This window comes from Saprospiraceae bacterium, from assembly GCA_016712145.1.
Taxonomy (GTDB): domain Bacteria; phylum Bacteroidota; class Bacteroidia; order Chitinophagales; family Saprospiraceae; genus Vicinibacter.
In genome coordinates, this window is record JADJRO010000003.1 from 163,162 (window position 1) to 188,779 (window position 25,618).

A 25,618-nucleotide genomic window follows, 5' to 3' on the forward strand; every position below is an offset into this window, starting at 1 on the left:
TTATTTCCCTCTAATGATTTCAACCGGATCTACTGAACTTGCTTTTTTCGCAGGAAACCAACCCGCGAAATATGTGGTAGTCACTGCAAATAAAAAGGCTATAGTGTAGTACTGTATTCCATAATCTACGGGGTAAGTATCTATACCCGGTACTGCGGTCGAGTTGAAGGGTATGTGGTCAATCATTATTGAAAAAATTAAACCCATCAAAGCCCCTGCCAACGCTCCCCCAAGACCGATACTCAAAGAAATGGTGATAAATATTTTCTTTACATCTGTTCCCGAGAATCCAGTGGCTTTCAGAATGGCGATGGTATCCATTTTTTCATAAATCATCATGTTTAGGATGTTGTATATACCGAAGCCGGCCACAATCAAAAGGACTATACCAACGGCAAAGGATATGATAGTTCTTGCACTGCTGCCGGTCTCAAACTGTGCGTTTGCTGTTTGTATGTCTTCAGCACTGATCCTAAAAAGTTGTTTATATTCTTTGGCAATGGCAGGTGCCTGGCTCATTTCTTTGAGCTTGATTTGAATGTCACTAATATAATCATTTGGTTCGCCCAGCAATTTTTGACAGGTAGCCAAACTTACATAGCTCTGTACTTTATCTAATTCGACAATTCCCGATTGAAAAAAACCAATTACTTTTAAAGAAAATTGCTCTCCATTTATGGTGGTGACTTGAATAAGATCACCTGCTTTTGCAAGCATTTTGTCGGCAACACCCTGACCCAAAATTATGCTGTTCGACCTGTTTTGCAAATCCATATAGTTCCCTCGAATACATAATTCTTGAAATTGAAAAGCTTTGCCTCCTGCACTACATCTACGCCATTAATGATGCCATTTAGTTCTATATTTCCTAAATTATAAAATACCTGAGCGGTTACTTTAGGGGCCACTCCATAAACCCGATTGTCGGCATTTAGTTTTTTAACAATACTTTCTACGTTGTAAATTTTTTTTCTTGAATTGGCGGGCTTTATTGAACTTATAAAATTATGGTAACCTTTATATGCAGTATCTAAATCAATGGGTTGTATGGCCGAGGGTTGAATATCATTATACAACCTGATATGCGGTGTTCTATTCAAGACCAATCCATCTAAAAATGTGTTTAACCCCTCCATAAAACCAAGAAGCGATATAAAAAAGGCTACACTAAATGTCACACCAATGGCTGCAACAAGTGTTTGCTTCGATCTTGCCATTAACAATGCTCTTGCTATTTCGAAAATGTGCTTCGTTTTCATTTTTTTGGCATCCTGATTTTTGTGTCCTTATCAATTCCACTTACTATCTCAGTGATGCTATAATCTTTTAATCCTATTTTCAAGGCTTTCACTGTACCATCTTCCAGCATTACGGATGAGTCATTCAATAAATAAGTCGTGGGAATAGTTAAAACATTCTTCTTTTCATTGATGATGATATTGGCTTCTAGCGTTAAATTAGGATACAACATCACAGGCTTCCTGGAAAAAACTGCTTCCACTTTAAATGTTCTCGTTCGCTCGTTCATCATTGGATATATAAAATTTACCTGAGCTTCAAAAATCTGATTCTGATAACTATCCATTTTTACAATCACTTTCTGCCCTTTCCTGATTTTAACTATATCAAATTCATCCACATTCAACTCAATACTAAAGTCTTTTTGTCCGATGACAGCAAGGGGTGACATTGACGTGGCAAGTTCTCCTTTTTTCGCATTTATTTTATATACGTATCCATCCTCTTCACTTCTGATAATTAAATCATTTTCGGTAGCTTGAGCTATTTTAAGATTGTTCTTGCTTTGGTCTGAGGCTAATTTTAGTTGGCGATTGATATCTTCATAAACAACTTGCGCTTTTTTCAAATTTACCTTAGAGTTTTCAAAACTTAACTCTTTTTGCTCTAACTCAACTTTTGAACCAATATTTTGACGCCATAACTCTTGGTGTCTTATAAACAATAAGGAGTCATTTGCTAACTTTTTTTGAGCTAATTCGATGGAGATTTTGGCTTCTGAAAGTTTTTCCTTATTAAGCTTGTAATCATTTGCTAAAGAAAAAAGACGGGCATTTTCAGTGGATAGTTTTGAATTTATATTTTCTATTTGAAAGATGGGCGTACCTTTTTTTACCGGTTCGCCTTCTTTTACAAAAATAATTTCCACTACGCCATTTGAATTGGTGAATACTTCATATTGATTTTCACTTTTCACGATTCCCGAGGCATAAACACTTTCAACAACATCTGCTGTTTTTGGCGTTGTAGTCTCAGTATTATTACCACATCCAATATAGAATAATGAAGAAATTAATAAAATTAGGCGGGACGCATTATTCATATATGATTTTGAATTTTGAGATGAGAATTTTTGTATAATGCATAACGTTTGCAGTTTCCTGCAGGCAGGGGTTTAATAATTTAATTTTACATTAAAATCGAAATGCCCTATTTGTGGGCAGGTGCTATTATACCACATCAGCTGAATCATGTTGGTTTATTTTTTGGATTTTGTCGAACATCTAAATAAAGAGAATATTGCAATTTTATTATTCCTGATCCTATAAAATATTTTTTTCATTTTATGTATGACTAAACCATATAAATTGTTTGATTCTAGTTCCAAAGTACCTAGTTTGGGATGCTGAGCTAATAACTCTAATGAATGCTGTACTTTTAATTTAAATTTATCAATTGAATTAATACCAAATTCTTCTTTGATGTAGAAGCAAATTTGTTGAAAGTTTTTATAGGCATTTTTGGTAAAGTAAATTCTCATTTGTTTTTGAAAATATTTTCAACTGGGATTAAATTCTCATCATTTTTAGATTCTTCATAAGCCTTTAAAACTTCTTCTTTTTGTTCTGGTGAGATGGAGTTCCATAATTCACCTGATTTTGCTGAACTATGTCTTATATGCATATAATATAACAACTGTAGTAATTCCTGATCGTTAATGTGTTGTATAAGTTCACTAATGCTATTTATAAGTTTTGTGCGAGTCATATCTTATATTAAGATCAACAAAGTTACAATATATTTTGTCTTTCAGTTGATGTGGTATAACGGTTTGCAAGTTTGGGCTGTGCGGGTTTTCGTAGAATGATTTGTCTGCCAAGACCAATGCTCATAGAAAACATGCACGCCAAATTTGTGATTTTGCCCGCATGAAGCAAACTTGCTGTTAGCCGCTGTATAATTTTACCTGAGCTTATTAAATCGCAGATGCATGATTCTGTGACAGTTTATTTCAAAGCCGGTTACATTATTATTCTTGTCTCTAATTACCATAAGATGACTAATCCACCAGTTGTTGGTCATTAAATGTTCACTTCCTATCAAAGTTATTTTTGTATCACTATACTTTGCGTTGGTAAGCATCAATGAATGATCTTTAATTTCAATATTATATGTACAATCCAGTTCGGGGCAATAATACGTGCCGGTATATTTATTTAAATAATTATTTGTTTGTACAGTATTGGGATTGTATTTAATTAAGCGATACTCCTGTAATTTTGATTTTACGTTCAAAATTGTGTCTTTGCCATCTATTGAAAAAGCAAAACTTACATCCGGTGTCTGTGGTATGGAAAAAACATCCTTTGATTCTTCTATCAAAAAATTGCTTTGTTCGTAAATGTGGTAGTAAAATTTTCCTCTTACAATTTCAAAACTGATGGGAAGCCCATCTTCTCCGATATAGTATCCCGCATATATTTTTATTTTTGAAATATCCCTTATTTGTGCTGCAACACTATCCCGTCTAATTGTTGTCCTGGTATTTGTTTGTAATGATTTGTCCCTGACCAAAATATTTTTGATTTCGATTGCTTTTTCCTCAGGGTTAAAATCAGCCAGATTGCTAAAAATAATAAACCCCATTTTGATGTCTGGAATAACTGAAATATAAGACCTGTAACCTGCATCGCCTCCAGAGTGGGAATATTGTTGCCAGCCTTTGAATAATTCAGTAACAAGGCCAGCGGCATAAGGTATTTCCCTGCCATTATTAAGAATTGCGTTTTTTGTGAGTGTATCAATATCTTTTTGGCTTCCTATTTGTGGGGTATAGAAATTCATTACCCATTTGCTCATATCAATAACGTTGGTAAAAAGGCCGGTGGCACCGGAATTAGAATAGCTTAAAATGCTGTTTGTAAAATGACTGCTGCCTATACGATCATAAGAGTAGGATCGGCCTTTTACGATCTCCGTACATTCGTCATGTATGTGGGAGTCATACATTCCCAGGGGTTTAAATATCGTTGAGTCTGAGAATTGCCGGAGTGTCTGGCCAGTAACGGCTTTTACTATTTCAGCTAACAAACTATATCCGCTGTTAGAATACATGTATTTATCTCCTGGTTTAAAATTCAACCCTTGCTGTTTACTAAGTATTTTTATGATATGCTGCTGTGTGACTAAATCCTCAGATTCTGTTCCAGCTAATGTCAGTAACTGCCATTGATCCCTGATGCCACTGGTATGATTCAATAAGTTTCGGATTGAAATTTTCTCTTTAAGATCAGGGAACCAGATAAGATATTTACGAATATCATCATCAAGTGATATTTTTCCTTCTTCGGCAAGTCTAATGATTGCCCAGGCAGTAAATTGTTTTGAAACAGAGGCTACATGAAAAATGGTTTTAGGTTCGTTTGGAATGCTGTATTCAAGATTTGCCATCCCATAGCCTTTCGAATAAATAATAGAATCATTTCTTACTACGGCTATGGCACAGCCAGGACTAAAGGGTGTATCCCATTTTGTAAAAAGAAGATCAATTTTATGTTTTAATGAATCATTAATTGGCTGGCAAAATGAATCGAGGTAAAAGCTGAGAAAAAACAATATTATATTCGAATTTTTCATATTTCTAAAATAGTAATTTATCCTTTGTCCAATTTCAAATCAGCTGGAGGTCATATTGCAGCTAACGGATTAGGTATAGACGCATTATAGCCAAACCATTAGCAGCCAAAAGTGAAAAATTATTTTTATAATCGAAAAAAATTATAAAAGAATAATTTTAGATGCTTGGCGGTGTAGTGTCTATGCCATGTTATCAGCGGGCTTTTTAGATCTCACTCAATAGCATTGCGGAATGTTGAACTCTTGCAATATAAACCACTTCAGTATTTACACGATAAACTATTCTATAATTTCCTTCGATTAATTCTCGAAGATGCATTGATGGGCGTTTTTACTCTATAGTTTTCGTAGCCCATACGGACGGTTTTTACTTCCCAATAAACTTTGTAATTTCCTGTACCATTCCATAATTCCTTAATAACGAACCCATTTTTACTTTTTTTTACACAATAGCCAAATCCTTTTGACCCCTTCAAGATGGCAAAGTGATATCGAGTATCGATATTATGTAATCCTTTTAAAATCAGTAATTTAAGTTGGTTTGCATGATTATTTTGCGCTGATTTTAAACTTATTTTGCTGGGCAAAGTCTATCTTTTCATAAGGCCATTGTTATTCATTTTTAGTCACCGATAAGTGGTTTTGAAATTTGATTTCTGAAAACCACTCATTACTCATAAAAAAAACAGTATGCGGACATATTTCATATTATTCTTCCTCGTAAACACCTTCCTGGTATCTGGTCAATCTAACCCTGCCATTACCGCTTGGATCATTAACTCGAACGGTCAAACTGGTTTTGGTAACATCCCAACGAATGTGCAGCAGGTTCAATATTCAACCAACAATGTGTATGTCAGCACTTACAATATCCCGGACTGGATACCGGTTGGGTATGATTGGCCAAACAACCCTTGGTCGCCTGAAAATCAGAATTTTGTCTTCAAAATCACCCTGAATCCTGCCGAAAAAATAGGCGCCAAAATTCCCACACCGTACGGTCATATTGGTATTTGGACCAATGGTGTATCTATTTATAATCCCAAAGATGCTAAAAGTTGGGAGAACGAAAATGTGTGGTATCAAAATGCCTTTTATTTTGAGCATTTGTTGATGGAAACCTTTGACGATTGTCTTGGCCATCCCAATAACATGCACGAGTACCATTTGCATGTCAACCCAACCTGCCTGTATGATGATACAGATAACACGCAACATGCACCAATAGTGGGGTATGCCTTCGATGGGTTTCCCATTTATGGTGCCTACGGTTTTGAAAAGGCAGATGGTACCGGTTCGATCAAGCGAATTCGCAGCAGTTATCGCTTACGCAACATAACAGACCGCACGACGCTACCTGATGGCACTGTTTTGCCCGCCGCCAGCTACGGCCCGGCGCTGGTGGTGTATCCATTGGGGGCGTACATAGAAGACTATGAATTTGTTGCTGGGTTTGGAGACCTTGACCAGTACAATGGCCGTTTTTGTATTACGCCAGAATATCCAGGCGGTACTTATGCCTATTTTATTACCCTGGAGGCAGACTTAGAACCCGCTTTCCCGTATGTACTGGGTTCGCACTTTATTGGATTGGTGCAGCCCGGAAACACAGGGCCAAATTCAGGGAAAAACGTAATCAATGAACCTGTTGTGGTTTACACAAGTGTGAATGAGGCCGGCAATCAAATTGTTTTCAGTGCTTACCCTAATCCGGCAAGTGACCAACTGAATTTTTTCTTGGCCCCTTCGTACCACAGCAATATGACCGCATCCCTTTTCAACCAAACGGGTACGCTCATAGATCAAATGAACACGATTCAAACTGCCACCAATTACACCTTTGACCTAAGTGCTTTGCCAATCGGTGTCTATTTTCTTCAAATTAGGAATCAGGCAGCACAGTCCACCGTTAAAATTTTGGTCCAACGATGAATAAATTCTTTCTTCCAGCCCTTTTATGGATCGGTATTGTTTCATTAAGCCTGGCACAGCAAAACGTAATTCTGATCATCGCAGATGATATGGGAACTGATTATTGCGGCTTTTATGAAGATGCAAAGGATACTGCGAATATGCCCAATATCCGTGGACTACTCCCTCGGGGGGTGCGCTTTACATCCGCATGGGCCAACCCACTTTGCTCCCCCACGCGCGCCGGTATGTTGACGGGGCGGTATGCTTTTCGCACAGGTGTTGGTACTGCATTGTCTGGTAGTACCGCTGCTCAATTAGATACGGCTGAAATAAGCATCGGGAAATTGTTAAAAAATGCTGCGCCAATCCCGTATGCAACGGCCAATATTGGCAAATGGCACCTCAATGTTCAGACTACTCAATCGCTTTTTTACCCAAACCTTATGGGGTTTGACCATTATTCTGGCAACTTTCTGGGCGAAATACCCAATTATTTCGATTGGAAAAAAACTACCAATGGCTCCAGCCCCACAAACACTACTATCTACGCCACCACTGAAACCGTGAACGATGCCATTCAATGGCTCGATGGGCTAAATGGGAATCAACCCTTTTTTCTTTGGCTTGCTTTTAATGCACCACATACCCCCTTTCATCAGCCACCTGCTGCACTGCATACCGTGCCGGGACTTACGGGTACTATAATGGACATCAATCAAAATCCCAAAAAATACTTTCGGGCAATGATTGAAGCAATGGATACCGAAACCGGGCGATTGCTACAATGGCTCGACCAGAATGGCCAACTGGATAGCACCAATATCATCTTCATAGGCGACAATGGAAACGCACGAAGGGTTTCTCAAATCGTCGATACTTCGCAATACAAAGGCACGATTTATGAATATGGCATCCATGTTCCGTTTGTTATAGCTGGGCCAGCTGTGGAATCACCGGGCCGCGTCAGCGATGCTTTGGTGAACACGACGGACCTGTTCGCTACCATTCTCGAACTCGCTGGGTTTGAACTCTGGCCAACGGCCATTCCTGCTGACAAACCCGTTGACGCTAAAAGCCTGTTGCCCATTTTAAAAAACCAGAACACGGCTGTCCGGGATTGGAATTTTTCCGAGCAATTCATGCCCGTTTCCGGTCCCAATGATGGCAAAACCATCCGAGATATCCAGTATAAATTACTTCATTTTGACGACGGCCACCAGGAGTTTTACTACCTGACTGACAACCTGCTAGAGCAAAACGATCTGTTGACCCAGCCCCTCACGAGTGAAGCGACCGACCATTATGTTTACCTGTGCACAAAACTTAGCCAATTAATCGGCACAAATACTTGCAATCCGATTTTCACATCCACAGAAGATGAGCGCTTAAACAATGGGCTCAATGTGTATCCCAACCCTTCCAGTGGCATTTTTTATGTGAAAAATAGTGGTCCGAGTATGGCCCTAAGCATTCAGGTGTTCGATATGGCCGGAGTGAAAAAATCTCAGTTTGAGCGCACAAGCGATTACACAAAAATAGATATCTCCGCCTTGCCAACGGGCGTTTATATGCTGCAAGTCCAGCATGAAGCCGGTATCTATCAAAAACTGGTCGTGAAGTATTGAAGCATTTTATTTAGATTTTGACAAAAAAACATCTGGCATCATACAACGCGCCGAGCATACTACTGGACATTTTTGAAATCCGGGTGAATTTTGGGAGACAAAGACCTGAAAAGGTATTTCAAGAAATTGATGAATTGATAGCATAAAAGGGGGGGATAGGTAGAACTTATAAAGATTTTATGAATTTGTTTCAAATATTACATTTTATTGTTTCGTTCAACGGTTCAACGCTCCGCGGGCTTGCGAAGTGACGGGTTTCGGAGCACTTCGCTGTCCGCTGGAACAAAGATATTTAATGCAGTTACATTCTTTTAAGATGATAGCCCGCATTGCGCAAGCTCGCTGTTAGCGGCTGGCATTTTGGGACTTCAAACTTTCGATGAGAATTCTGACGCCATCTTTGGGTGTTGTTGCCGTAATTCCAAATCGCTTTTCAAATTTAGAACTATCGAATAAATAATCTTGTTCATATTGGTACATCATTTCCGGAAACTCTTTCATTATTGGAATAAACATTCCAAGTATTTTAATCAACCATATAGGGACAGTTTGAATTTTAGCCTCTACCTTCAATTCATTTGCAATTAACTGTATCCATTGCAGGTTTGTTAATTTTTCTTTTGTTGTCGGAACATGCCATACTTCATTGTATGCATCAATTGTATTTCCAAGTATGGCAGTTGCCTTAGCAGCATCCGGGGTATATGTATAGGTATGAATTTTGTTAATGTCACCAAATGCCTGTGCTTTTTCCCCTTTCATCAACTTATCGACAACCATCATATTTAGGGCGCTGCTTTTATTGTCAGGTCCATAAAAATCTGCTGACCTGGCAATAAGTGCTGTCAGGTTATTTTTTTTTACCTCATCCATAATCATCTCGTGCAGTTGTTGTCTTACCAATCCTTTTTTGCTTGGAGCATGAATGGGTGAAGTTTCGGTCATATGAGGTATTGCCGATTTATCATACATATACACATTATCGAAAAAAACAAGTTTGGCATGATGGACTTTACTTGCATCAATTACCGCTTTCATAAACTGTGGCCATATTTTTTGCCAAACACTTAATTTATATTCGAAACCAATAACAACATAAACCACCTTACTTCCGGCAATTGCACTTTCAATTTGGCTTAGATCATTTACATCAATTGGATAAAGCTCATCAGATTCATTTACTTTTTTTGGGTTTCTGCTTACCAGTCTAATCTTATTAGTATATTTTTTCAATTCTTTGGCTAATGGTATTCCAATAGATCCACCTGATCCTAATATTGTTTGCATATTGATTGTTTTTAAAATTATTTATTGATGATGTCTGTGCATGCTTGCCACGAACGGTTGGTAGCTACAAGAAGTTGGCAATTTTGGAGGCGAAAACTGTCTGCCACCAATGAACTTGATACGAAGCACAAAGCTTCATGTAACCACTGAACCGCCAATTTCTTTTAGGTGTTGTTAGCAGCTTGTATTTATTATCATTGAATTTTCTTTTACTTAATATCAGGCATTCGTGTTATATCTTCAATATGAACAAGCGTTAACTTCCAATCGCTATTTTGCTGTTTACTCCATACGAGGCTATAATTTCCTTTTTCTTTAAGAACAGGTCCACCTGGAGGAGTCAGGTTAAGACTGTATGAACCACCATTATAGGCTATTGATTCACTAACTCCTTTTATTAAAGAAGTTGTTTGGATGTTACTTAGCACTTTAACTCCTCCACTAATCCAATTTTCAGCAATATCCTTTTTTCCTTTATGTATTAACGAATCATTCATTACAATTGCATTGTCAGCAATCGTTTTCATAATTGCTGTAGAATCTTGTTTGTTCCAACCGGCCAAAAACATATCGGTTAATGAATCAACATTAACAGATTCGCTTTGCGGTAATGTATCAGTTGATTTTGTAGATGGTTGATCGCAACCAAAAATTGTAATACAAAAAAGAAGGATTGTTAGATTTTTCATCGTGATAAATTTTAATTTTTATTAATCATTTCTATTTCAAATTTCTTTAACATAGCTGCTGTTATAAGCAGTTAATTTCTTATGAGTTTCGTAGTGTATGATTTATTTGATTCAAGATGTTTTATATTTAGAAAATAAAGCCCTGTCAATAAATTAATTAGAATGGTTTCGTCAAATGTTTCGTCCTTAAAAATTAATTGTCCTAAAGAATTATAAATTGATATTTCTATAGTGCCTTCAACGCCTTCGATTGTAAAAGAACTTTCAAAAGGATTCGGATAGACTTTAATATTTGTACCAAAATTAAAGTCGTCAACACTTAATGGCGTAGAACAATTTGATGGAATCGAGTCTTTCGTATAAAAGTCGGAACAGGAATTACAAAAAACACTTTTAAAAAAGCAACTTGCTCTACTTGCCCTGAATACACTGCTAGCGTTTCTATAAATTCCGTGTCCTCCTGTTGTGTCTATAGTTATTTCGCTACAAATATTATTTGTAATCAAATCATAATGGATAGCCCTAGAGCCATTTAATGTATAATGCAAAAAGGAATTGTCTGCGTCAATTAAAACTGTCGGGTCAAGTTCGCCGTGGAAAGCAACAGTAGGAAGCATTTCATTAAAATCTACTTCGCTTTCAGCGACTCCTCCCCAGTTGTTAAAAATTCCTTTGAATGAATATGTATTAGTCAAATTATTACCTGAAGTATTTAAGTTTCCTAATTCTACACTTGTAGCTGTTCCGCTATACAATAGAGAAATACTGTCAAGTTCAGATTGGTCAGCATATACCATACCTAGCGCCAGCAATGAACCTGCACTTTGCCCGCCAACAAATATCCAACTTGTATCAATTCTTACTGCATTTGCATTGTTAACAGCATATCGCATTGCTGCATGACCATCTAGTATGGCTCTATATCTTGCTTTGTACTGTCCGTATTCAGTAAAGTCATAACCAAGTCGATAATTTACCGAGGCACAAACGAAACCTCTTCTAGCCAAGTGAATACATAAATCTTTTATATCACCTGATTGCTTGTCGCCAGACGAAAAGCCTCCACCGTGAAACAACATTATAAATGGACGTTTAGATGATGTATCAATTCCTAAATTGGGATAATATAAGTCCATTAATAATGTGTATGGATTACCCAGGTGGTCATTGGCAGTACCAAATTGAATATTGGCGCCAGTTGTAATTTCCGAAGAATTGAAATATTCTACTTCTGTGTATCTCGCATCACTAGTGCAATATTGTCCAAATACTTTGCCGTTTAGAACAAATAAAACTGTCATTAAGATTAAAATTTTATTTTTCATATAGTATCTGTATTAATTGCTTATAACGATTTGCGGCATGACGATGTGGCGGATTTTCAGCACTAAAGTTCATTAGAATCCCAAATGTTTGTTTTAGAGTAAATGTTTCATAGAAGCACTTCAGCCGCCATATTGCCAAACCGCTGTTAGCGGTTCGGGCTTACAAAGTATTAGCTCGTATTCTTTCATATTTCTTTTGGTTGTGACTTTTATTCTCTATCTAACAAAAGTTGAAGTTATACTTGTCATTAACCAATTATCATTAATTTTCTGAAAAGTAGCCGTCCATGCGAATGTTGTTAGTTCTTCTTTGTTTTCTTGGGTTTTTAATTTTACTCTTTTGTTTACAAACACATAAGCCAATGTCCCATCATCCGAAACTTTAATAATGGGTGGTTGTATGTCATCCCATTCGATAAATGTTACAGAATCAAAGTATCCTTGAAATCGCTTGATAAGGTCTTCTTTTTTAGGTGAATTGACTTTACCATTAATGACTTCGATATAATCATCTGCCATGATGGATACCAATAATTTGGCATCACTATTGAAATGTGCTGTTCGTTGCAACTCATGCAATTCTATTAGTTTTTTGATGGCAATGATTTTCTTTGGAATCTCAAAAACGACTTTGTCAATTTGATTGATTTTTATAGTGTGGAAATTCAAAATATAATCCCCTTGTTTATCGCTAAATGTTACTTTTGATGGAAGTAACAATTTTCCTACTTTTATCCAATCGTTTATTGACAGGCGAATCGTTTCTTGACTTTCGTTAAATGGACTGAAAATTGTAAAGCCAAGTAATAAATTTGTGTTTTTATCAAAATACAGATAGGCTGTTTTGTTTAATTCATCAGTAGCAGATAGTTTTACAGCTTGTTTTCCTGCAAAACTTTCGTGCCCTGCAAATTTTACCTCACGAAATCTTTCAGTAAGGTGAGTAGCAACCCATTGAAGTTCATGCGAACGCCAAGCAGAAGCTGAATTTTTGTCAGAAATCGCAACTTCAATACCTTTTGTCCAATAAGTGTCACCATTTACAATGCCTACGTAATCAGGTTTGTTTTCCTTTATTTGTCTAAAAATTGTCTTAGTGCCATTGGCTGATTGTATTTCGGTTTGGTAATTTCCATTCGGTCCAATGCAATTGGCTAGGGAATAAATGTTTTGCACTCGGCTGATGTAACTTTGTCCTCCAATAGCTTGAGAATATTCATCAAGCACTATTGAAGCATTTTCTTGTGCATAAAGTGTTGATGAATAAAAAATCACAATAATAAATACGTATAATTTCATTTTTTATTAAAAAATTATATTAGATTCTTGGGTCTTCCTTAGCCTAACCGCTGACGTTTTGCGGCTTGGCGAAGGTGACGATTTTACCACTGAACTTTCATAAGAAGCACGCACTTCAAATTTACGAAAAACTGTCATATGAAGCACTGAACCGCCACTTTTAACAAACCGCTGTTAGCGGTTCGTTGTTTTTAAGTCATAAGATGTTTCATCCTTTGATTAATCCAAAATATTGGGCCATTCCATTTTGTCTTTCAACAATAATTCTCTCATGATTTGAATAGGAGGCATACCGTTATCCAACATGGCATTATTGAATTTTTGTAAGCTGTAATTTTCACCTTCTTGTTTTTTATAATCTTCACGTAGTTTTAGGATTTGCAATTTTCCTAATGTGTAAAACAAATAACCCGGGTCGTAAGTACCACGCATTGCTTCTTGTCGGGACGGTTTGTCACCTTGATACCAATTGGCCATGAAGAACTGAGTTGCTTCCTCAACATTCATGCCCTGACAATGCGTTTTGATAGATACGCATAATCGACAAATCCGGAGTAAGGCTTGGCCTGATTGAGCCATGCGAAATTTTGCAGCTTTTATGAGGTCGCCTGTATTGCCATAACCAGCATCAATCAGCATTTTTTCGGTGTAGTGAGCCCAACCTTCAACAAATGCGTAACTATAGAAAATCTTTTGAATTTTGGAGGCGTCTGAAGCATTTAGATGCAGGAATTGAGTGTAGTGACCTGGGTAGGCTTCATGAATAGAAACAATATCTGTGGTGTAAAAATTAAATTGAGCCAACCAATCCTCCTTCTGTTTTGCAGTCCATCTTGGATCAACGGGAGTAATGTAATAATAAGCCTCAGTTGCTTTTGTTTCAAAAGGACCGGGTGTATCCATTGATGCAGTACTTGTTGCGCGGGCAAATGCAGGAGTTTCTGCTACTTTTACACGGACTTCGGAAGGCATAGTTACAATCTTATTATCTACTAAAAATTGACGAATGGCCTCTATGTTTTTTTTGGCATCGGGTATTAAACTTTGCGCCGTTGGGTGCTCACTTTGCAATTCATTATAAACATCAATTGGTTTTTATTTGGGTTGATAATTTTTGCTGCTGCATTAAAGGAGGCCTGTTCTTTCTTCAATTCATTCATTCCAATCGACAAAATTTCGTCTGGAGTCATATTTATGGCTTCACCATAAAGCAACATTTTTTGATAATTTTCTTTTCCGATAGCATAATCATTGTTTCCCTGTGGCAATTTTTCTTTCACTAAAAAAACAACAAAAGAGTTGAAAGCATCAATTGCTTTTTGGTTAGCAGTTGCAAATTCTTTCATAAGGGTTTCATTTTTTACTTCCTTTAACGCCACCAATAAATCGGTTTCCATAAATGAAGCAGAACCTCTTGCCATATCAATGGCTAATTGAATGTGGGGAATTGCTAAAGTATCCTGTAAATTCATCTTAGCATTTTCGAAAAATTGAGGAACCATATTTTCGATAGCAATGATCGATTTGATTTGCTGTTCAATGGGTGCAAAATTGCGTTTGATATATATGTTAACATCAATGGCCCAGAAATAAAATATTGGGTTTTTAGTATAGATATTCAAGTCTTCAATGATGAAAATTTCATTTTTGATACTTGAACGCAACATTTTCCAATCGTAATATTTCTTGTAGCTCAAGGAAGCGGAATCCATTTCGGAAAGGTTCTTGTCATATTTTTTCAAACGGGCTAATTCTGCATCAATAGAGGCTTTACTGTAGTCGGCTAGTTTTCCATCATACTCATGTAAGCCGAGCATAACGCCAGTTTGTGGTCGCCAGTCAAGATATTCTTTGATATAATCTTCAGTTACTTTGTCAAAAGCACGGTCTCCATCAGTATTGGACTTCTTTTCAGTTTCAGTGCAGCTAAAAGCAGCAAAAACTAAAAGCAATAGAATATATTTTTTCATTTTTGTCATGTTAAAATTCATTTATAGTTAAAACTTCCATTTTATAGAGATCATCAAATATTATCTTTAGCATATTATACTTTCTATTTATCTGGCTTAGGAATATTCTTACAATGACAGCTAACGTTTTGCAGCTACAAGAAGTTGGCGATTTCGAAGCACAAAACTGTCTGCCAGCACTAAACTTGAAACGAAGCACAAAGCTTCATTTAACCACTGAACCGCCAATTTCTTTTAGGTGCCGTTAGCTGCTGACATTGACTCCGTGTATTTATTATTTTCATTGTCAAACAATGTTTAACCTTATTTTTTTCGCTTCTAAATAAAGTTAGAAAAAAAATGAAATTAACGGATATGGTCAAAATGTTAACTGCCTTTCAAATGGTGAAACTCCTTCTGGCCAAATTTGTCCCAATAATACTATTGAATTAAGTATAATAAGTATGATCACAATTATTTTTCTTTGTTTTGTCATGGTGTTACGTTTTAATTTAGATTGGTATTATTTTTACTTAATTATTTAGCATTCCTTTAAAATTAGGATTTTTGTTTCTTAAGTCATGTCCACCTTCATAGATAGATTTTAAGTTTGCTAGAAAGAAAGACCAACCAGAGTCGCAACCTAGTCGGATTCCTTGTTTTGAATTGTCGTCTGTTGGAATATTTTTTTGAGTTAGTTCTACTATTACATATTCGTCTTGAATAGAAAGTTTAATGTCAACTAAACATTCACCGGCAAAAGTAAATTGTATATAGTCCTTGCCGTTAGAGTCAGTAATTTTACCCTGTTCAGTAGTGTCATATAAATACCAATTCCATTCGTAGGTAAATCCTTTTTCAATTGGCTTGTCTTTGCCTATTGGATTCTTGTTAGTGTCGATAAAAGTAGCTTTGCTTAAAAACCATTTTTCAATTTCTGATGCTTTTGTCCAAGCATCATAGATGTCGGGTAGCTTTGCCTTAATTGCTATTTTTCTTGTAAATGTTGTCCAGTCGAAATTTGTCAATATATGATTTTTTATTTTTTTTGTATTTATGTTGTGTTATTGTCTTGCAGTCTGTCTATGCTTGCCACTAACGGTATCGGCATAGACGCTGCACCGCCAAACCACTAGCAGCCAAAAATAAAAAATTAATTTAGCATTACAGGAAAAAGTTAAAAGAGAATGATTTTTGATGCCAGGCAGTCTAGTGTCTATGCCATGTTATGGGAGGTATCATTCAAAGTCCAGCTTTGAAAGTTCTGATTGTCTTATTATTGAATGCAATGTTCCAATTTTAATTTCCTTATGCATTGGTATTGGAACTGGTATGGTTGAATCCTCTGTAAGTTTTTGCATTATTACAGGACTTCCTTTTTGTCTCACTTTTATAAATCCATGCTTTGATAATATGAAACAGATGTCTTTACCAGATAATGTTCTCATTAAAAATTAGATGTTAACTGTAACTCTGGAGATTTGCAATTCGTTATGCAATCTTTTAGATATTTCAGTTTCAGATGCTGTCTCATAAAATAACTCAAGCGCTTCGACAAGATTAGATTTCGCCTCGTCAGGAGTTTCACTTTGACTGGCAATATCTAATTCAGGGCAAAGCGAAATATACATATTGTCTTCCTTTTCTATTACTGCTGTTAATTCAATTTTTCTGTTCATATAGCAAATTTAATGATTTTTTTCATATCTCCCAGAACGGTTCTCAACTACAAGAAGTTGGCGATTTCGGAGACGAAAACTGTCTGCCACCAATGAACTTGATACGAAGCACAAAGCTTCATGTAACCACTGAACCGCCACTTTTGGGTAGGTGCTGTTAGCAACAGTTATTTTTAGTTCGTCCAAGTTTCTTTGTCTTTAGCATTCATAATTATTTTTCCATCATAAATACTTAATCCTTGCCAGCTTCCAAACCAAACTTGTCCTTTGTTATCTTCGAGAATACTTTGTGTGACATTGGAGGTCAAGCCATCTTCAGTTGTGAATTGTTTAAAATTATTGCCATCATAACGGTAAACACCATAACCTTCAGCCGTAAACCAAATATTCCCTTGGCTGTCTTCATAAAAATTATAAGTTTCTAAACCTGCAATAATTCCATCCTTTGTGAAGTTGGTGTATGTTTTACCATCAAATTTGCTCACACCGCCATTAAAAGTTCCAATCCAAATATTTCCTTGTTTGTCTTCTAAAATATCTGCAACGTTATTATCGGTAAGTTCATTTTTAGCTGTTAAATGAATAAATTCTCCATTTTTATATTTAAAAATCCCATTCCCATCAGTAGCAAACCACATATTTCCATTCTTGTCTTCTATGATTTTAAAAACCAATTTGTCAGATAGCATTGTTTTTGCATTTTCGACTTTTGAAACTGGCAACGAAAAAGGTATAAACTTTTCACCGTTAAAATGACTAACTCCTCCTGTCGCCCCAACCCAAATAAGTCCGTTTTTGTCAATTGTTAAACCCCAAATTTCCGCATTCAAACCTAGCAGTCCTTCTTTGAATGAAAATGTTTTAAATTTTACACCATCGTATTTTATGAGTCCTTCGGATGTTCCAAACCAAATATTACCTACTTTATCTTCTACAATCTCTAAAACCCTAAAATGTGGACTAATTCCAGCAATGGTGATTCTTTCAAGTATTTGTCCATTATAGCGTATAATTCCATCTCCATTTGTTCCAAACCAATAGTTCCCTTTTTTGTCTTGATACATTGTCCTTACAAACTCTCTTACCATTCCATTTAAGTTGGTGTGAATTTGCGGAAAGGTCGTTCTTTGATTTAAAATGAGTGGTTGGGTGTTAACTTCATTTTCTATTGTATCATTAACAGATTTTTCTTTCACTTGTCCCCTGCAAGATGAGATTTGAAGTGACAGAAGTACCAAAAGTAAATTTCTTGCTTTGAAAATTGTCTTATAACCAATGTTTGTCATATTGTTGGTTTTATAATTGTTGCTAACGGTTTCGGGCTTTGCGAAGGTGGCGATTTTCTCCACAAATGTTGATGCGGAGAACCAAACTTTGATTAACCACAAATGTGTCTGCGGAGTACTGAACCGCCACTTTTGCCAAACCCGTGTTATAATCCGTTTTTTATTTCGTTCATAAAGCTAATCAAGTTGTCAAATGTTTGTTGTTGCTGTTCTTCTAATGAAATGTCAGCCGAACTGTCCATAAGTAGTTTGCCCAAATACCCAAATTGAGAATGATTGCCTCCTTTTATCAAAACTAATTTCGTGTCCTTGGGCAGCTTGTTTTTATTAGCCAAAACTTCATCAACATTTGCAAGCCCATCATTTTCTGCATATAGTTTTATACAAGGAATGTTTTGGGCTGATAAATCAATATCTCGTGGGTGAGAAGTACCCATTAAAAATAATCCTTTAAACACGTTTGGGTTTTCATAAACAAATTGAGCCGTCATTTTCCCGCCTTGTGAATGTCCACCAATAACAAAGTTTCCTTTTGTTAGGTCAAATAATTTAGATGCTTTATGATAGTCATATTGTGGAAGTCTCCAATCCATTTTTATTAAGTGACAGGTAAAACCGTTTTCTGCTAATTTTCTGCAAAGTGGTGCATAGGCTTTTGGGTCAGTTAAGCCACCTTGAAAGAAGATAACCTCAATTTGGTTTTTGGAAGTGTCAGATTTAAAAGTGATTTGGTCATCAGTTTCAGTTACAGAAACAATGTCTGAGTTTAAAAATGTGTCTTTGGGAAGATTGTGAGATTGGAATGTAGTCCAATTCCAAATAAAGAAAATAATTACAAGGCTAAACCAAATTATCTTAAAGATTTTCCACCATTTTTTCTTTTTCATTATGTTCAATTATTTTGAGAAAGAATTAGTCCTATTGCAATTAATAAAACGCAAAGCCCCAAAATGAACCAAAGCGTCTTACTGTTTTTTCTTTTTGATAAAAATTCTCCTAACATAATTTTTTAATTTATTGGTTAATTTGTCTTTTGGTTGCCTATACTGTGTGTCGTCTTAAAATGGCTGCTAACGGTTGGGCTTTGCGTTGGTGGGCTTTTGAAACCGAAAACTGTCTGCCAGCTCCAACGTTTATTAATTGCTCAAGTGTTTCTAATCACACTGTCAGCCTACTAACGCAAAGTCCGTTTTGGCAGTAGTAGGGCCTTTTTACTCACTTCATTCGTACTCGTTTATTAGTCCTCAGTCAATTAACACAATTTTTTTTAGTTAAATTAATTAATCCATTCTCGAAGCTACTAAAGGAGCCTTTCTCACCCAGTCATTAGAGCTAATTTGCTGCACTAAAAACAATCCTAAGTCATCAAGCATTATGGTTGCCCCAGGCATTTTTGTTTCATCGGCTAAAACTTTCCCAGAACCAGGCTTTGTCGAAAAAAAAGCTGGTCGAACAAATGTCCATTGAATACTTTTTTCTTTTAGCACTGCAGCCATAACTGCTTCGTTTACTAATTTTTTCTCCTTAAAAAATAGGTTAACAAGAACTCTTATGGCTTTTCGTTGAAAATCCAATTTTTCGTGAGGAAGTTGTATTACAGCCAAAGAAATATTGATAAGTCTTGTTATGCCATTTTGTTTCATTTTACTTACCAAGATGTCTCCAATTTTTTTAAACTTTTCAATTTGGTCGGCCTCCTTTACAGCACCTGATACGTTAATTACAGCCGTACTTCCCGCTAACGCTTTCTCTACCGCTGCCTCGTCTAATAAATTTCCCCTAATGACCTTTACTTTTTCTTTCAAGTTGGCTAATTTTTCAGGATCTCGTACTAGTACATTAACCTGATATCCTGCTTTCAGGGCTTGATTTAGTACTACTTTACCGACTTGGCCGGTTGAACCTAGAATTGTTATTTGCATGTTCAGATGTTTTTAAAGAAGAAATTAATATTTTGTTTGTCTAATGCAGTCTGTGTATTGTTGTTAAAGTTCTCAATCATTTGTTTGTTATTCAGTGGAGCAGTTATAGTAAAGCGTCTCCCGTTTTTGGTTAACTACTTTGTCTGGGCCCCTATTACTGCCAACGTTTTGGCAGTAAACGCAGCACCGCCAAAGGGATATTAACCAAAAGTAAAAAATATTTATTAAACAGCCGAAAAAATTAAGAGTAAAATATAAAGTGTCAAGCGGTGTAGCGTGTGATGCCTGTTAGTGTCCCGTGATGCTGTCCCTACAAGTAAAAGATTTAAAGCTCAAAACTTAAATTAGATACAATAGTGTTTTCAAAGCCAAGCAAGAGCGATATGAACTGAATCCAAATGTATTTTTAAATCCCTTTTGCATCATGTGCACTAACGTTTCCGGGCTTAAAGAAGTGGCGATTTAGAAGCACGAACTGTCAACCTACCACTATTGTTTACTAGATGCACAAATGTTTACATAACCACTTCACCTTCAATTTCTATTAAGCCCGTGTTATGCGAATACCCGCCTGTTAGTAAGAAGATGTGTCGTTCAATTACAGACTAATTTTATTTTTCAACGATAATTATTTTCGTTTCTATAAATTCTCCTGTTTGAATTTGCACAACATAAATTCCCTCTGCAAAATCTTTCGTATTCACTTCTATCTTTTGTGTTTCACTTTCCGTTGTTGAGTAAATTATTTTTCCTGTAATGTCAGCGATGGTTACTTCAACTTTTTTGTTGTTACTTTCTAAAGCGATTGTGAGTTTATCTGTGGCGGGGTTAGGATAAAGATTTATTGATGAGGAAGCAATGGTTTCAATTATTCTTGTTGGTCCTGTTCCTGTATCTCCTGCAAGAATAAATTGATTTGGTGTGCTGTTGTACGCATAATATTTGTAGTTATATTGACTTGCATTCGCAGCCAACCAAAATAGGTATTGGTTCCGACAATTAATTTTAGTCCCAGATAATTGTCTATTGAGTTTGTCCAATTTCCAAAAGTATCAATGGTTGTGCATATGGGTCCACTAAACTGTATATGGCGCAAATCTCCGGAAGCAGACCATGCAAGTGCTGATGAGATGGTATCATTTAAATTCATAGCAAGAGGATATGTTGAACCTGCTACAGCATTACCGTTTAAAACAGAAATTGAAACCCTCCTAGTCCCGCATGCTCCAATTGCTCCGCGACCCGAAACACGGTACGAAATCGAGTCATCGCTAGTCCCGTCATTGTTCAAATCCAGATAATAAAAACCATAATAAGGACCACTGTTTGCAATGCTTGTATCTGGGTTCACATCCGTATAAACAATTTGTGCATTTGCACTTATGGAAAAAATCATTGCTGTAACGATGAAAGCAAACAGTTTTTTTTGTAGTTGTTGTTTCATTTATTTTGCTTTTATAATTGTTTTAAAAATAATTTAAGTCAATCAAATTCTGACAAATGTAAGACATTCTTACCTTGAAGCAAGATTCAAGGTACAACAATTATCTGCATTTGCTCATTTCTTGCACACTGTTTCAAGTGGTGACGCTGCCAACGGGTTTCGTATAACGTTTTTTGGCTAAAAGAAGCAAGGGGATAGAAATCACTTCAGCTTAAATTCTTCCAAAAGATGAAAATGGAAAAAATGTTCAGCACTTTTACAAAAGCCCTTCTTTCTTTTTATCCAATGTTGGCGGTTCGTGCTTTCCGAAAGTCTTTTACTTACAGTTAATTTCAAAATTTTTGTTATCAACAATTAAAGCTTTGAAATAATCATCTTCTCCTTTTATATTAACTACGATACCTTTCATTGTATAATTTTTAAACCGATGTTCAGATTTGAGTATAAGTCCGCCTCCTGTTTTTTCACCATAAAATTTCCAATTGTACGAAAGGTGATCTTTATATGTACCTGTTGCAATTTTCAAGTCAGTTGATACATAGAAAATATTATAAAAGTACTTTCCTTGCCATTCAATGATTCTGCAATTATAGCCCATGATTTTTTCTTCCGTTTCGTAGACTTTAAATGAAATTATGCTATCAGTTTGAAATCGATAATCTTCGCATTGAAATATTTCATCATCATTTATTTGCGAAATACATTTCCCCAATTTTCCCGAGTAATAATAAGTTATAGTGTCAACCCCGAAAAAGCGACTTTGATAATTTAAATAGTCATAACGAAATTCGCTTTTGAAAGGTTTGTTTTTAGTTAGGCTATCTCTGTTCAAAATGCTACTTTCATAGTTATATTTGTATTCAATTGTACCCATGAAATAGTGAGGTTTGTTACAAGAAGAAATAAGAATTAAGCATTTAGTTAGAATTATTATAGTAATCATGTGAAAATATTCTACCATATTAAATAATTTTAGATTGTTATATTTATTTTAAACATGTAAGTTCACTTCTCAAAGATAATTTTTCTTTCAGTCTTGTAGCATGACCGCCATCGGTTTCGAGCTTACTGAAGTTAACGATTTTCACCACAATTGTTGATACTGAGAAAAAAAACATTGATTAATCACAAACTTGTCTTTGGAGCACTGAACTGCCACCTTTATCAAGCCCGTGCTAAAAGACGTTTTTCTATTTCCCATTGATAATTTTTATTGCTTTTTCCAACAATTCGTCTCTACCTTCTTTTATCCCTTGAATTGTTGGTTTAAGTTCAATATCAGGTATAATGCCGATTCTTTGAGTTTCTTTTCCATCAGGATAGTAAACACCAATTCCACTTATCATTGTATTTATTCCACCTGGCAAGTAGAATTTTGACACATTACCGTCTGCACCTGCTGTTGTCGAACCTAAAACTGTTGCGTTTGGATTAACCCGATATGCCATTGTGTGAAATTCTGCAGAACTCTGTGAAATTTCATTTATTAAAATAACGACTTTCCCTTTATAATAACTTTTGTTATTATTTCCTACGTTTAATGATTTGGTGAAAGTGAAAAGGCCCGGACTTTCAATACTACCGTTAGTGAATTTAACAAAAGGGGTGCTTTTGGGCATTAAATAACTACTCAAATCATAGATGGGAAAATCGGAAGGGTAATTTCTAATGTCGATAATTAACCCTTTTGTATTTTCTATTTTTTCCCAAATTTTAGGAAGGTATTCTCTTTTAAGAGAACCATTACTTATATAGGCGATATTTTTATTTATCAATTTGAAACAAGTGTCTTTAACTTGATATTTACTGTATATATTAATTTCTTTTCCAGAAAACGTCTTTAATGTTTTGACTTCTCTTTTATCACCCCTAATAAGTTCAATATTGATTATAGAATCATTTGTTCTTAAAAGCTTGGAGGAAATATCTCTTAATTTGGTCGGATAATTCGAAGCTGGAGAATATTTCAATCTCTCTTTTATTATTTCTTCAACTGGTCTATTATTCACAACTGAAATAATATCACCAATTTCTAACCCTGTTTCCTTTCCCAATTTTTCATCATAAAAACCTGTTACAACTGGTTTACTTTCAATAAATGTTAGTTCAACAGAGGCATAGCGAAGCCCGAAATAATTTTTTAAAACTTGGTTACTGCCCCAAATATTTGCATGGGTGTCGTGTACCCTACCAATAAGTTCCAATGTAGCAAGCGTGTATTCTGTATCATCTTTCGCTTCAATAAATTTGGGGATAAATTCTTCTAATATATTTTTCCAATCTTCTTCGATTAGATTCTTATATGGAAAGAAATATTGAATAATGTTCCAATATCTGTATATAGTCAAAAGACGAAAACCTACATCAGGGTATTTCATTGATGAATAAGAATTTTCGTTTTTAAAGTCAGGGTTACCAACTCCGGGTTGTAATCCTATATAGTAATGTTCTTGCGGTCTACTTGCATTTTTAACTTTTAATAATAAGGTAGTGAGTTCATCTGAAAAACTGGAATTTTTAATCCAAGCTAAATCAGGTTCAAATTTCAATTCTGATGATTTAATCACAGTTTCTTTGCCTTGTGAAAATTCACCAAAACTATCAATCCATTTTATCAAGACACTATCACGATTTTTGCTGTTTTCTGAATGTAGAACTTTTGGAAGAATTCTAAAAAGTTCATAATCCCAGTTGTATTCTCCTTTAGCAATATTTGGGTGATAGTATTTCAAAAAGCCCCAAATTAAACCAAGGCTTTTTAGATTTTCAATTTGGGTTTTGTCAACCGAAATGCTTGTAATTCCTGACCCTTTGTCAAATTCTTTATCTTTTTCAGCAGGAAATAATTTTCTTGCAATTGGTTTTAGGTCTTTAATGTCTTTCCCGTCAATGGATACAGTAAAATTATCTAACAACATTTTACCTTTTCCAACTAACAATCCTCCAATAACAATTTGTTTTGTTTTTTCAGGGTTCATCTCAAGAGTTATCTCATATTTTGTCCAATCAGTTGTCCCTTTTACCCCATTTTTATTCATATTGTCAAAGGCAATTGATGGGTCAATTCTCATCCAAAGGCCAGCATATCCATCTGTAACGTTCTCGGTCTTAATGTAACCTGTAAGTGTAATTTTCTTACCTGCATAGTTGTCTGGAATTGTAAATGCCCAAGCCTTATAGTCTGGATTGCCTTCTTTAAACTCAATAGAAGCAGAATATTTCCCACTTTTTATGTTGGTTGAGTCGATAGCAAGAATGTAATTTGAACTCCCGAAATTATTCCAGCCAACAGGGCTTCCCTTTTCAGCTATTTCAAAGTCGAAATTTAATTTTGAAATTGTCTCTTTAGTTTGGCAATATGTCGTTATCGAAAAGAATAAGATTAAAAATGTCAAGATTGATTTTTTCATCGTATGTCTGTATCTTAAAATGGCTTGTAACGTTTTGGCATACACGAAGGCCGCTTGAGCATAAGCCAAAATTAAAACCTTAAATTTTATTTTCCAAGCCAGCCGTGAGAAATACCATCCATGCCAAAAGAAGCAGCTGGAGTGTATGCTGTGTTATACCTTGCCGGCCATGTCACGTTGGTTTTAAATTAGGATTACGACGTACATCAAATAATGAAAGAATAATAAGTTTTTCATCTCGAATCCTATAGTATACTCTTACTTTTTTAATCAATAGTATACTGTAAATTCTATTACTCGAATTCTCTAGCACTCCAAGGTAAGGATTCAAACTTATTAATGTTAAAAGGTGCTTAAGTTTGGACTGGAATTTTAAAGCTGCTTTTTCACCCCATTCATTTGACAGATATCCTATGATGCTATTTAAATCAAGTGTAGCAGTTTTTGTAAAGTGTACTTCCATTTATCCTTTAAATACTTCATTCATTGGAATCAAATTTTCGTCATTCTCTGATTCCTCAAAAGCATTTAGTATATGGTCTTTTTGTTCCTGTGATAGGTGATTCCAGGTCCTTGTATCTTTTGTATTTCTGTAATATTCAATCAGCTCATATATGGCCTCCAATTTATCTAGGTCTTCAATGGATTCCAGAAGAGTATTAATATCCTTGATTAAATTAGTCTTTGTCATAATATTACAAAAATAGTAATTTTATTTGTATTGGCCGGTATGGTAAAACGTTTTGGCAGTACACGCTGCACCGCCGAAGAGATGCTAACCAAAAGTAAAAAAGATTTATTAAACAACCGAAAAAAATTAAGAGTAAAACATAAAATTGCAAGCGGTGTAGCTTGTGCTGCCTGTTAGAGTCGCGTGATTCTGTCCCTACAAGCGAATGATTTAAAGCTCAAAA

At 35.6% G+C, this 25,618-nt stretch carries 26 protein-coding genes and 1 pseudogene; 2 read left to right on the plus strand and 25 right to left on the minus strand.

The window, feature by feature from the left end:
* The 7 genes and pseudogenes from IPK91_13195 to IPK91_13225 all read right to left on the minus strand — a co-directional run bounded on the left by IPK91_13195 (position 1) and on the right by IPK91_13225 (position 5,462).
* Positions 1 to 1,259, minus strand: a pseudogene (locus tag IPK91_13195) (ABC transporter permease).
* Entirely contained in the window at positions 1,256 to 2,341 is a 1,086-nt protein-coding gene (locus IPK91_13200; protein MBK8298202.1) for an efflux RND transporter periplasmic adaptor subunit, read from the minus strand. The pseudogene IPK91_13195 and the gene IPK91_13200 overlap by 4 nt, the downstream one beginning before the upstream one ends.
* Before the next feature lie 156 nt (positions 2,342 to 2,497).
* Positions 2,498 to 2,779: a type II toxin-antitoxin system RelE/ParE family toxin gene (locus IPK91_13205; GenBank protein MBK8298203.1), complete on the minus strand. Its 282-nt coding sequence runs from the start codon at positions 2,777 to 2,779 to the stop codon at positions 2,498 to 2,500.
* Positions 2,776 to 3,006 carry a hypothetical protein gene (locus IPK91_13210; GenBank protein ID MBK8298204.1) on the minus strand — a complete coding sequence of 77 codons (231 nt, stop codon included), beginning with the start codon at positions 3,004 to 3,006 and terminating at the stop codon, positions 2,776 to 2,778. The genes IPK91_13205 and IPK91_13210 overlap by 4 nt, the downstream gene beginning before the upstream one ends.
* A gap of 195 nt (positions 3,007 to 3,201) precedes the next feature.
* Positions 3,202 to 4,875, minus strand: a complete 1,674-nt coding sequence (locus IPK91_13215) for a beta-lactamase family protein (protein MBK8298205.1) — start codon at positions 4,873 to 4,875, stop codon at positions 3,202 to 3,204.
* Positions 4,876 to 5,080: 205 nt separating this feature from the next.
* Entirely contained in the window at positions 5,081 to 5,194 is a 114-nt protein-coding gene (locus tag IPK91_13220; protein MBK8298206.1) for a type II toxin-antitoxin system RelE/ParE family toxin, read from the minus strand.
* Positions 5,160 to 5,462, minus strand: coding sequence for a hypothetical protein (locus tag IPK91_13225; GenBank protein MBK8298207.1), 303 nt, complete (start codon positions 5,460 to 5,462; stop codon positions 5,160 to 5,162). Before IPK91_13225 ends, IPK91_13220 begins: the two co-directional genes overlap by 35 nt.
* Positions 5,463 to 5,565: 103 nt before the next feature.
* Here IPK91_13225 and IPK91_13230 point away from each other — a divergent pair, with 103 nt between their 5' ends.
* Positions 5,566 to 6,807, plus strand: a complete 1,242-nt coding sequence (locus tag IPK91_13230; protein ID MBK8298208.1) for a YHYH protein — start codon at positions 5,566 to 5,568, stop codon at positions 6,805 to 6,807.
* On the plus strand, positions 6,804 to 8,414 hold the full coding sequence (locus IPK91_13235) for a sulfatase-like hydrolase/transferase (GenBank protein MBK8298209.1): 1,611 nt from the start codon (positions 6,804 to 6,806) through the stop codon (positions 8,412 to 8,414). The genes IPK91_13230 and IPK91_13235 overlap by 4 nt, the downstream gene beginning before the upstream one ends.
* Positions 8,415 to 8,759: 345 nt before the next feature.
* On the opposite strand, the gene IPK91_13240 is transcribed toward IPK91_13235, so the two are convergent.
* The 18 genes from IPK91_13240 to IPK91_13325 form a co-directional block, all read right to left on the minus strand.
* Positions 8,760 to 9,701 carry an NAD-dependent epimerase/dehydratase family protein gene (locus IPK91_13240; protein ID MBK8298210.1) on the minus strand — a complete coding sequence of 314 codons (942 nt, stop codon included), beginning with the start codon at positions 9,699 to 9,701 and terminating at the stop codon, positions 8,760 to 8,762.
* A 209-nt stretch (positions 9,702 to 9,910) separates the two neighbouring features.
* Positions 9,911 to 10,390 (minus strand): DUF4440 domain-containing protein, encoded by a 480-nt coding sequence (locus tag IPK91_13245; protein ID MBK8298211.1) that lies wholly within the window; start codon positions 10,388 to 10,390, stop codon positions 9,911 to 9,913.
* A gap of 71 nt (positions 10,391 to 10,461) precedes the next feature.
* The gene (locus IPK91_13250; GenBank protein ID MBK8298212.1) at positions 10,462 to 11,715 is read right to left on the minus strand and encodes an alpha/beta hydrolase fold domain-containing protein; all 1,254 of its coding nucleotides are present in this window, start codon (positions 11,713 to 11,715) and stop codon (positions 10,462 to 10,464) included.
* Between the two features lie 216 nt (positions 11,716 to 11,931).
* Positions 11,932 to 13,014: a nuclear transport factor 2 family protein gene (locus IPK91_13255; GenBank protein ID MBK8298213.1), complete on the minus strand. Its 1,083-nt coding sequence runs from the start codon at positions 13,012 to 13,014 to the stop codon at positions 11,932 to 11,934.
* 219 nt (positions 13,015 to 13,233) lie between these two features.
* Positions 13,234 to 14,085 carry a DUF885 domain-containing protein gene (locus IPK91_13260; GenBank protein ID MBK8298214.1) on the minus strand — a complete coding sequence of 284 codons (852 nt, stop codon included), beginning with the start codon at positions 14,083 to 14,085 and terminating at the stop codon, positions 13,234 to 13,236.
* Entirely contained in the window at positions 14,052 to 14,984 is a 933-nt protein-coding gene (locus IPK91_13265) for a DUF885 family protein (GenBank protein MBK8298215.1), read from the minus strand. The genes IPK91_13260 and IPK91_13265 overlap by 34 nt, the downstream gene beginning before the upstream one ends.
* Positions 14,985 to 15,496: 512 nt before the next feature.
* The gene (locus IPK91_13270; protein ID MBK8298216.1) at positions 15,497 to 15,991 is read right to left on the minus strand and encodes an SRPBCC domain-containing protein; all 495 of its coding nucleotides are present in this window, start codon (positions 15,989 to 15,991) and stop codon (positions 15,497 to 15,499) included.
* 210 nt (positions 15,992 to 16,201) lie between these two features.
* Positions 16,202 to 16,411 carry a type II toxin-antitoxin system HicA family toxin gene (locus IPK91_13275; GenBank protein ID MBK8298217.1) on the minus strand — a complete coding sequence of 70 codons (210 nt, stop codon included), beginning with the start codon at positions 16,409 to 16,411 and terminating at the stop codon, positions 16,202 to 16,204.
* A 6-nt stretch (positions 16,412 to 16,417) separates the two neighbouring features.
* A complete protein-coding gene (locus IPK91_13280; GenBank protein MBK8298218.1) occupies positions 16,418 to 16,642 on the minus strand; it encodes a type II toxin-antitoxin system HicB family antitoxin in 225 nt (74 codons plus the stop codon).
* Positions 16,643 to 16,815: 173 nt separating this feature from the next.
* Positions 16,816 to 17,928 (minus strand): hypothetical protein, encoded by a 1,113-nt coding sequence (locus IPK91_13285; protein MBK8298219.1) that lies wholly within the window; start codon positions 17,926 to 17,928, stop codon positions 16,816 to 16,818.
* 146 nt (positions 17,929 to 18,074) lie between these two features.
* Positions 18,075 to 18,815 carry an alpha/beta hydrolase gene (locus IPK91_13290; GenBank protein MBK8298220.1) on the minus strand — a complete coding sequence of 247 codons (741 nt, stop codon included), beginning with the start codon at positions 18,813 to 18,815 and terminating at the stop codon, positions 18,075 to 18,077.
* 393 nt (positions 18,816 to 19,208) lie between these two features.
* Positions 19,209 to 19,850: an NAD(P)H-binding protein gene (locus IPK91_13295; protein MBK8298221.1), complete on the minus strand. Its 642-nt coding sequence runs from the start codon at positions 19,848 to 19,850 to the stop codon at positions 19,209 to 19,211.
* Between the two features lie 611 nt (positions 19,851 to 20,461).
* Complete coding sequence (locus IPK91_13300; protein MBK8298222.1) at positions 20,462 to 20,824, minus strand: T9SS type A sorting domain-containing protein; 363 nt, start codon at positions 20,822 to 20,824, stop codon at positions 20,462 to 20,464.
* Positions 20,719 to 21,294, minus strand: coding sequence for a hypothetical protein (locus tag IPK91_13305; GenBank protein MBK8298223.1), 576 nt, complete (start codon positions 21,292 to 21,294; stop codon positions 20,719 to 20,721). The genes IPK91_13300 and IPK91_13305 overlap by 106 nt, the downstream gene beginning before the upstream one ends.
* A gap of 316 nt (positions 21,295 to 21,610) precedes the next feature.
* Positions 21,611 to 22,168, minus strand: a complete 558-nt coding sequence (locus IPK91_13310; protein MBK8298224.1) for a hypothetical protein — start codon at positions 22,166 to 22,168, stop codon at positions 21,611 to 21,613.
* Positions 22,169 to 22,484: 316 nt separating this feature from the next.
* Entirely contained in the window at positions 22,485 to 24,704 is a 2,220-nt protein-coding gene (locus tag IPK91_13315) for a peptidase S41 (GenBank protein ID MBK8298225.1), read from the minus strand.
* 172 nt (positions 24,705 to 24,876) lie between these two features.
* On the minus strand, positions 24,877 to 25,167 hold the full coding sequence (locus IPK91_13320; protein ID MBK8298226.1) for a type II toxin-antitoxin system RelE/ParE family toxin: 291 nt from the start codon (positions 25,165 to 25,167) through the stop codon (positions 24,877 to 24,879).
* Positions 25,168 to 25,395, minus strand: coding sequence for a hypothetical protein (locus tag IPK91_13325; GenBank protein MBK8298227.1), 228 nt, complete (start codon positions 25,393 to 25,395; stop codon positions 25,168 to 25,170). It abuts the gene before it with no gap.
* Between the last annotated feature and the right edge of the window lie 223 nt (positions 25,396 to 25,618).

Coding starts and splice junctions, on each gene's coding strand:
- IPK91_13200 (MBK8298202.1), bottom strand. CDS start 2,341: ATGAATAATGCGTCCCGCCTAATTTTATTAATTTCTTCATTATTCTAT.
- IPK91_13205 (MBK8298203.1), bottom strand. CDS start 2,779: ATGAGAATTTACTTTACCAAAAATGCCTATAAAAACTTTCAACAAATT.
- IPK91_13210 (MBK8298204.1), bottom strand. CDS start 3,006: ATGACTCGCACAAAACTTATAAATAGCATTAGTGAACTTATACAACAC.
- IPK91_13215 (MBK8298205.1), bottom strand. CDS start 4,875: ATGAAAAATTCGAATATAATATTGTTTTTTCTCAGCTTTTACCTCGAT.
- IPK91_13220 (MBK8298206.1), bottom strand. CDS start 5,194: ATGCATCTTCGAGAATTAATCGAAGGAAATTATAGAATAGTTTATCGT.
- IPK91_13230 (MBK8298208.1), top strand. CDS start 5,566: ATGCGGACATATTTCATATTATTCTTCCTCGTAAACACCTTCCTGGTA.
- IPK91_13235 (MBK8298209.1), top strand. CDS start 6,804: ATGAATAAATTCTTTCTTCCAGCCCTTTTATGGATCGGTATTGTTTCA.
- IPK91_13240 (MBK8298210.1), bottom strand. CDS start 9,701: ATGCAAACAATATTAGGATCAGGTGGATCTATTGGAATACCATTAGCC.
- IPK91_13245 (MBK8298211.1), bottom strand. CDS start 10,390: ATGAAAAATCTAACAATCCTTCTTTTTTGTATTACAATTTTTGGTTGC.
- IPK91_13250 (MBK8298212.1), bottom strand. CDS start 11,715: ATGAAAAATAAAATTTTAATCTTAATGACAGTTTTATTTGTTCTAAAC.
- IPK91_13255 (MBK8298213.1), bottom strand. CDS start 13,014: ATGAAATTATACGTATTTATTATTGTGATTTTTTATTCATCAACACTT.
- IPK91_13265 (MBK8298215.1), bottom strand. CDS start 14,984: ATGAAAAAATATATTCTATTGCTTTTAGTTTTTGCTGCTTTTAGCTGC.
- IPK91_13275 (MBK8298217.1), bottom strand. CDS start 16,411: ATGAGAACATTATCTGGTAAAGACATCTGTTTCATATTATCAAAGCAT.
- IPK91_13280 (MBK8298218.1), bottom strand. CDS start 16,642: ATGAACAGAAAAATTGAATTAACAGCAGTAATAGAAAAGGAAGACAAT.
- IPK91_13285 (MBK8298219.1), bottom strand. CDS start 17,928: ATGACAAACATTGGTTATAAGACAATTTTCAAAGCAAGAAATTTACTT.
- IPK91_13290 (MBK8298220.1), bottom strand. CDS start 18,815: ATGAAAAAGAAAAAATGGTGGAAAATCTTTAAGATAATTTGGTTTAGC.
- IPK91_13295 (MBK8298221.1), bottom strand. CDS start 19,850: ATGCAAATAACAATTCTAGGTTCAACCGGCCAAGTCGGTAAAGTAGTA.
- IPK91_13305 (MBK8298223.1), bottom strand. CDS start 21,294: ATGAAACAACAACTACAAAAAAAACTGTTTGCTTTCATCGTTACAGCA.
- IPK91_13310 (MBK8298224.1), bottom strand. CDS start 22,168: ATGGGTACAATTGAATACAAATATAACTATGAAAGTAGCATTTTGAAC.
- IPK91_13315 (MBK8298225.1), bottom strand. CDS start 24,704: ATGAAAAAATCAATCTTGACATTTTTAATCTTATTCTTTTCGATAACG.
- IPK91_13320 (MBK8298226.1), bottom strand. CDS start 25,167: ATGGAAGTACACTTTACAAAAACTGCTACACTTGATTTAAATAGCATC.
- IPK91_13325 (MBK8298227.1), bottom strand. CDS start 25,395: ATGACAAAGACTAATTTAATCAAGGATATTAATACTCTTCTGGAATCC.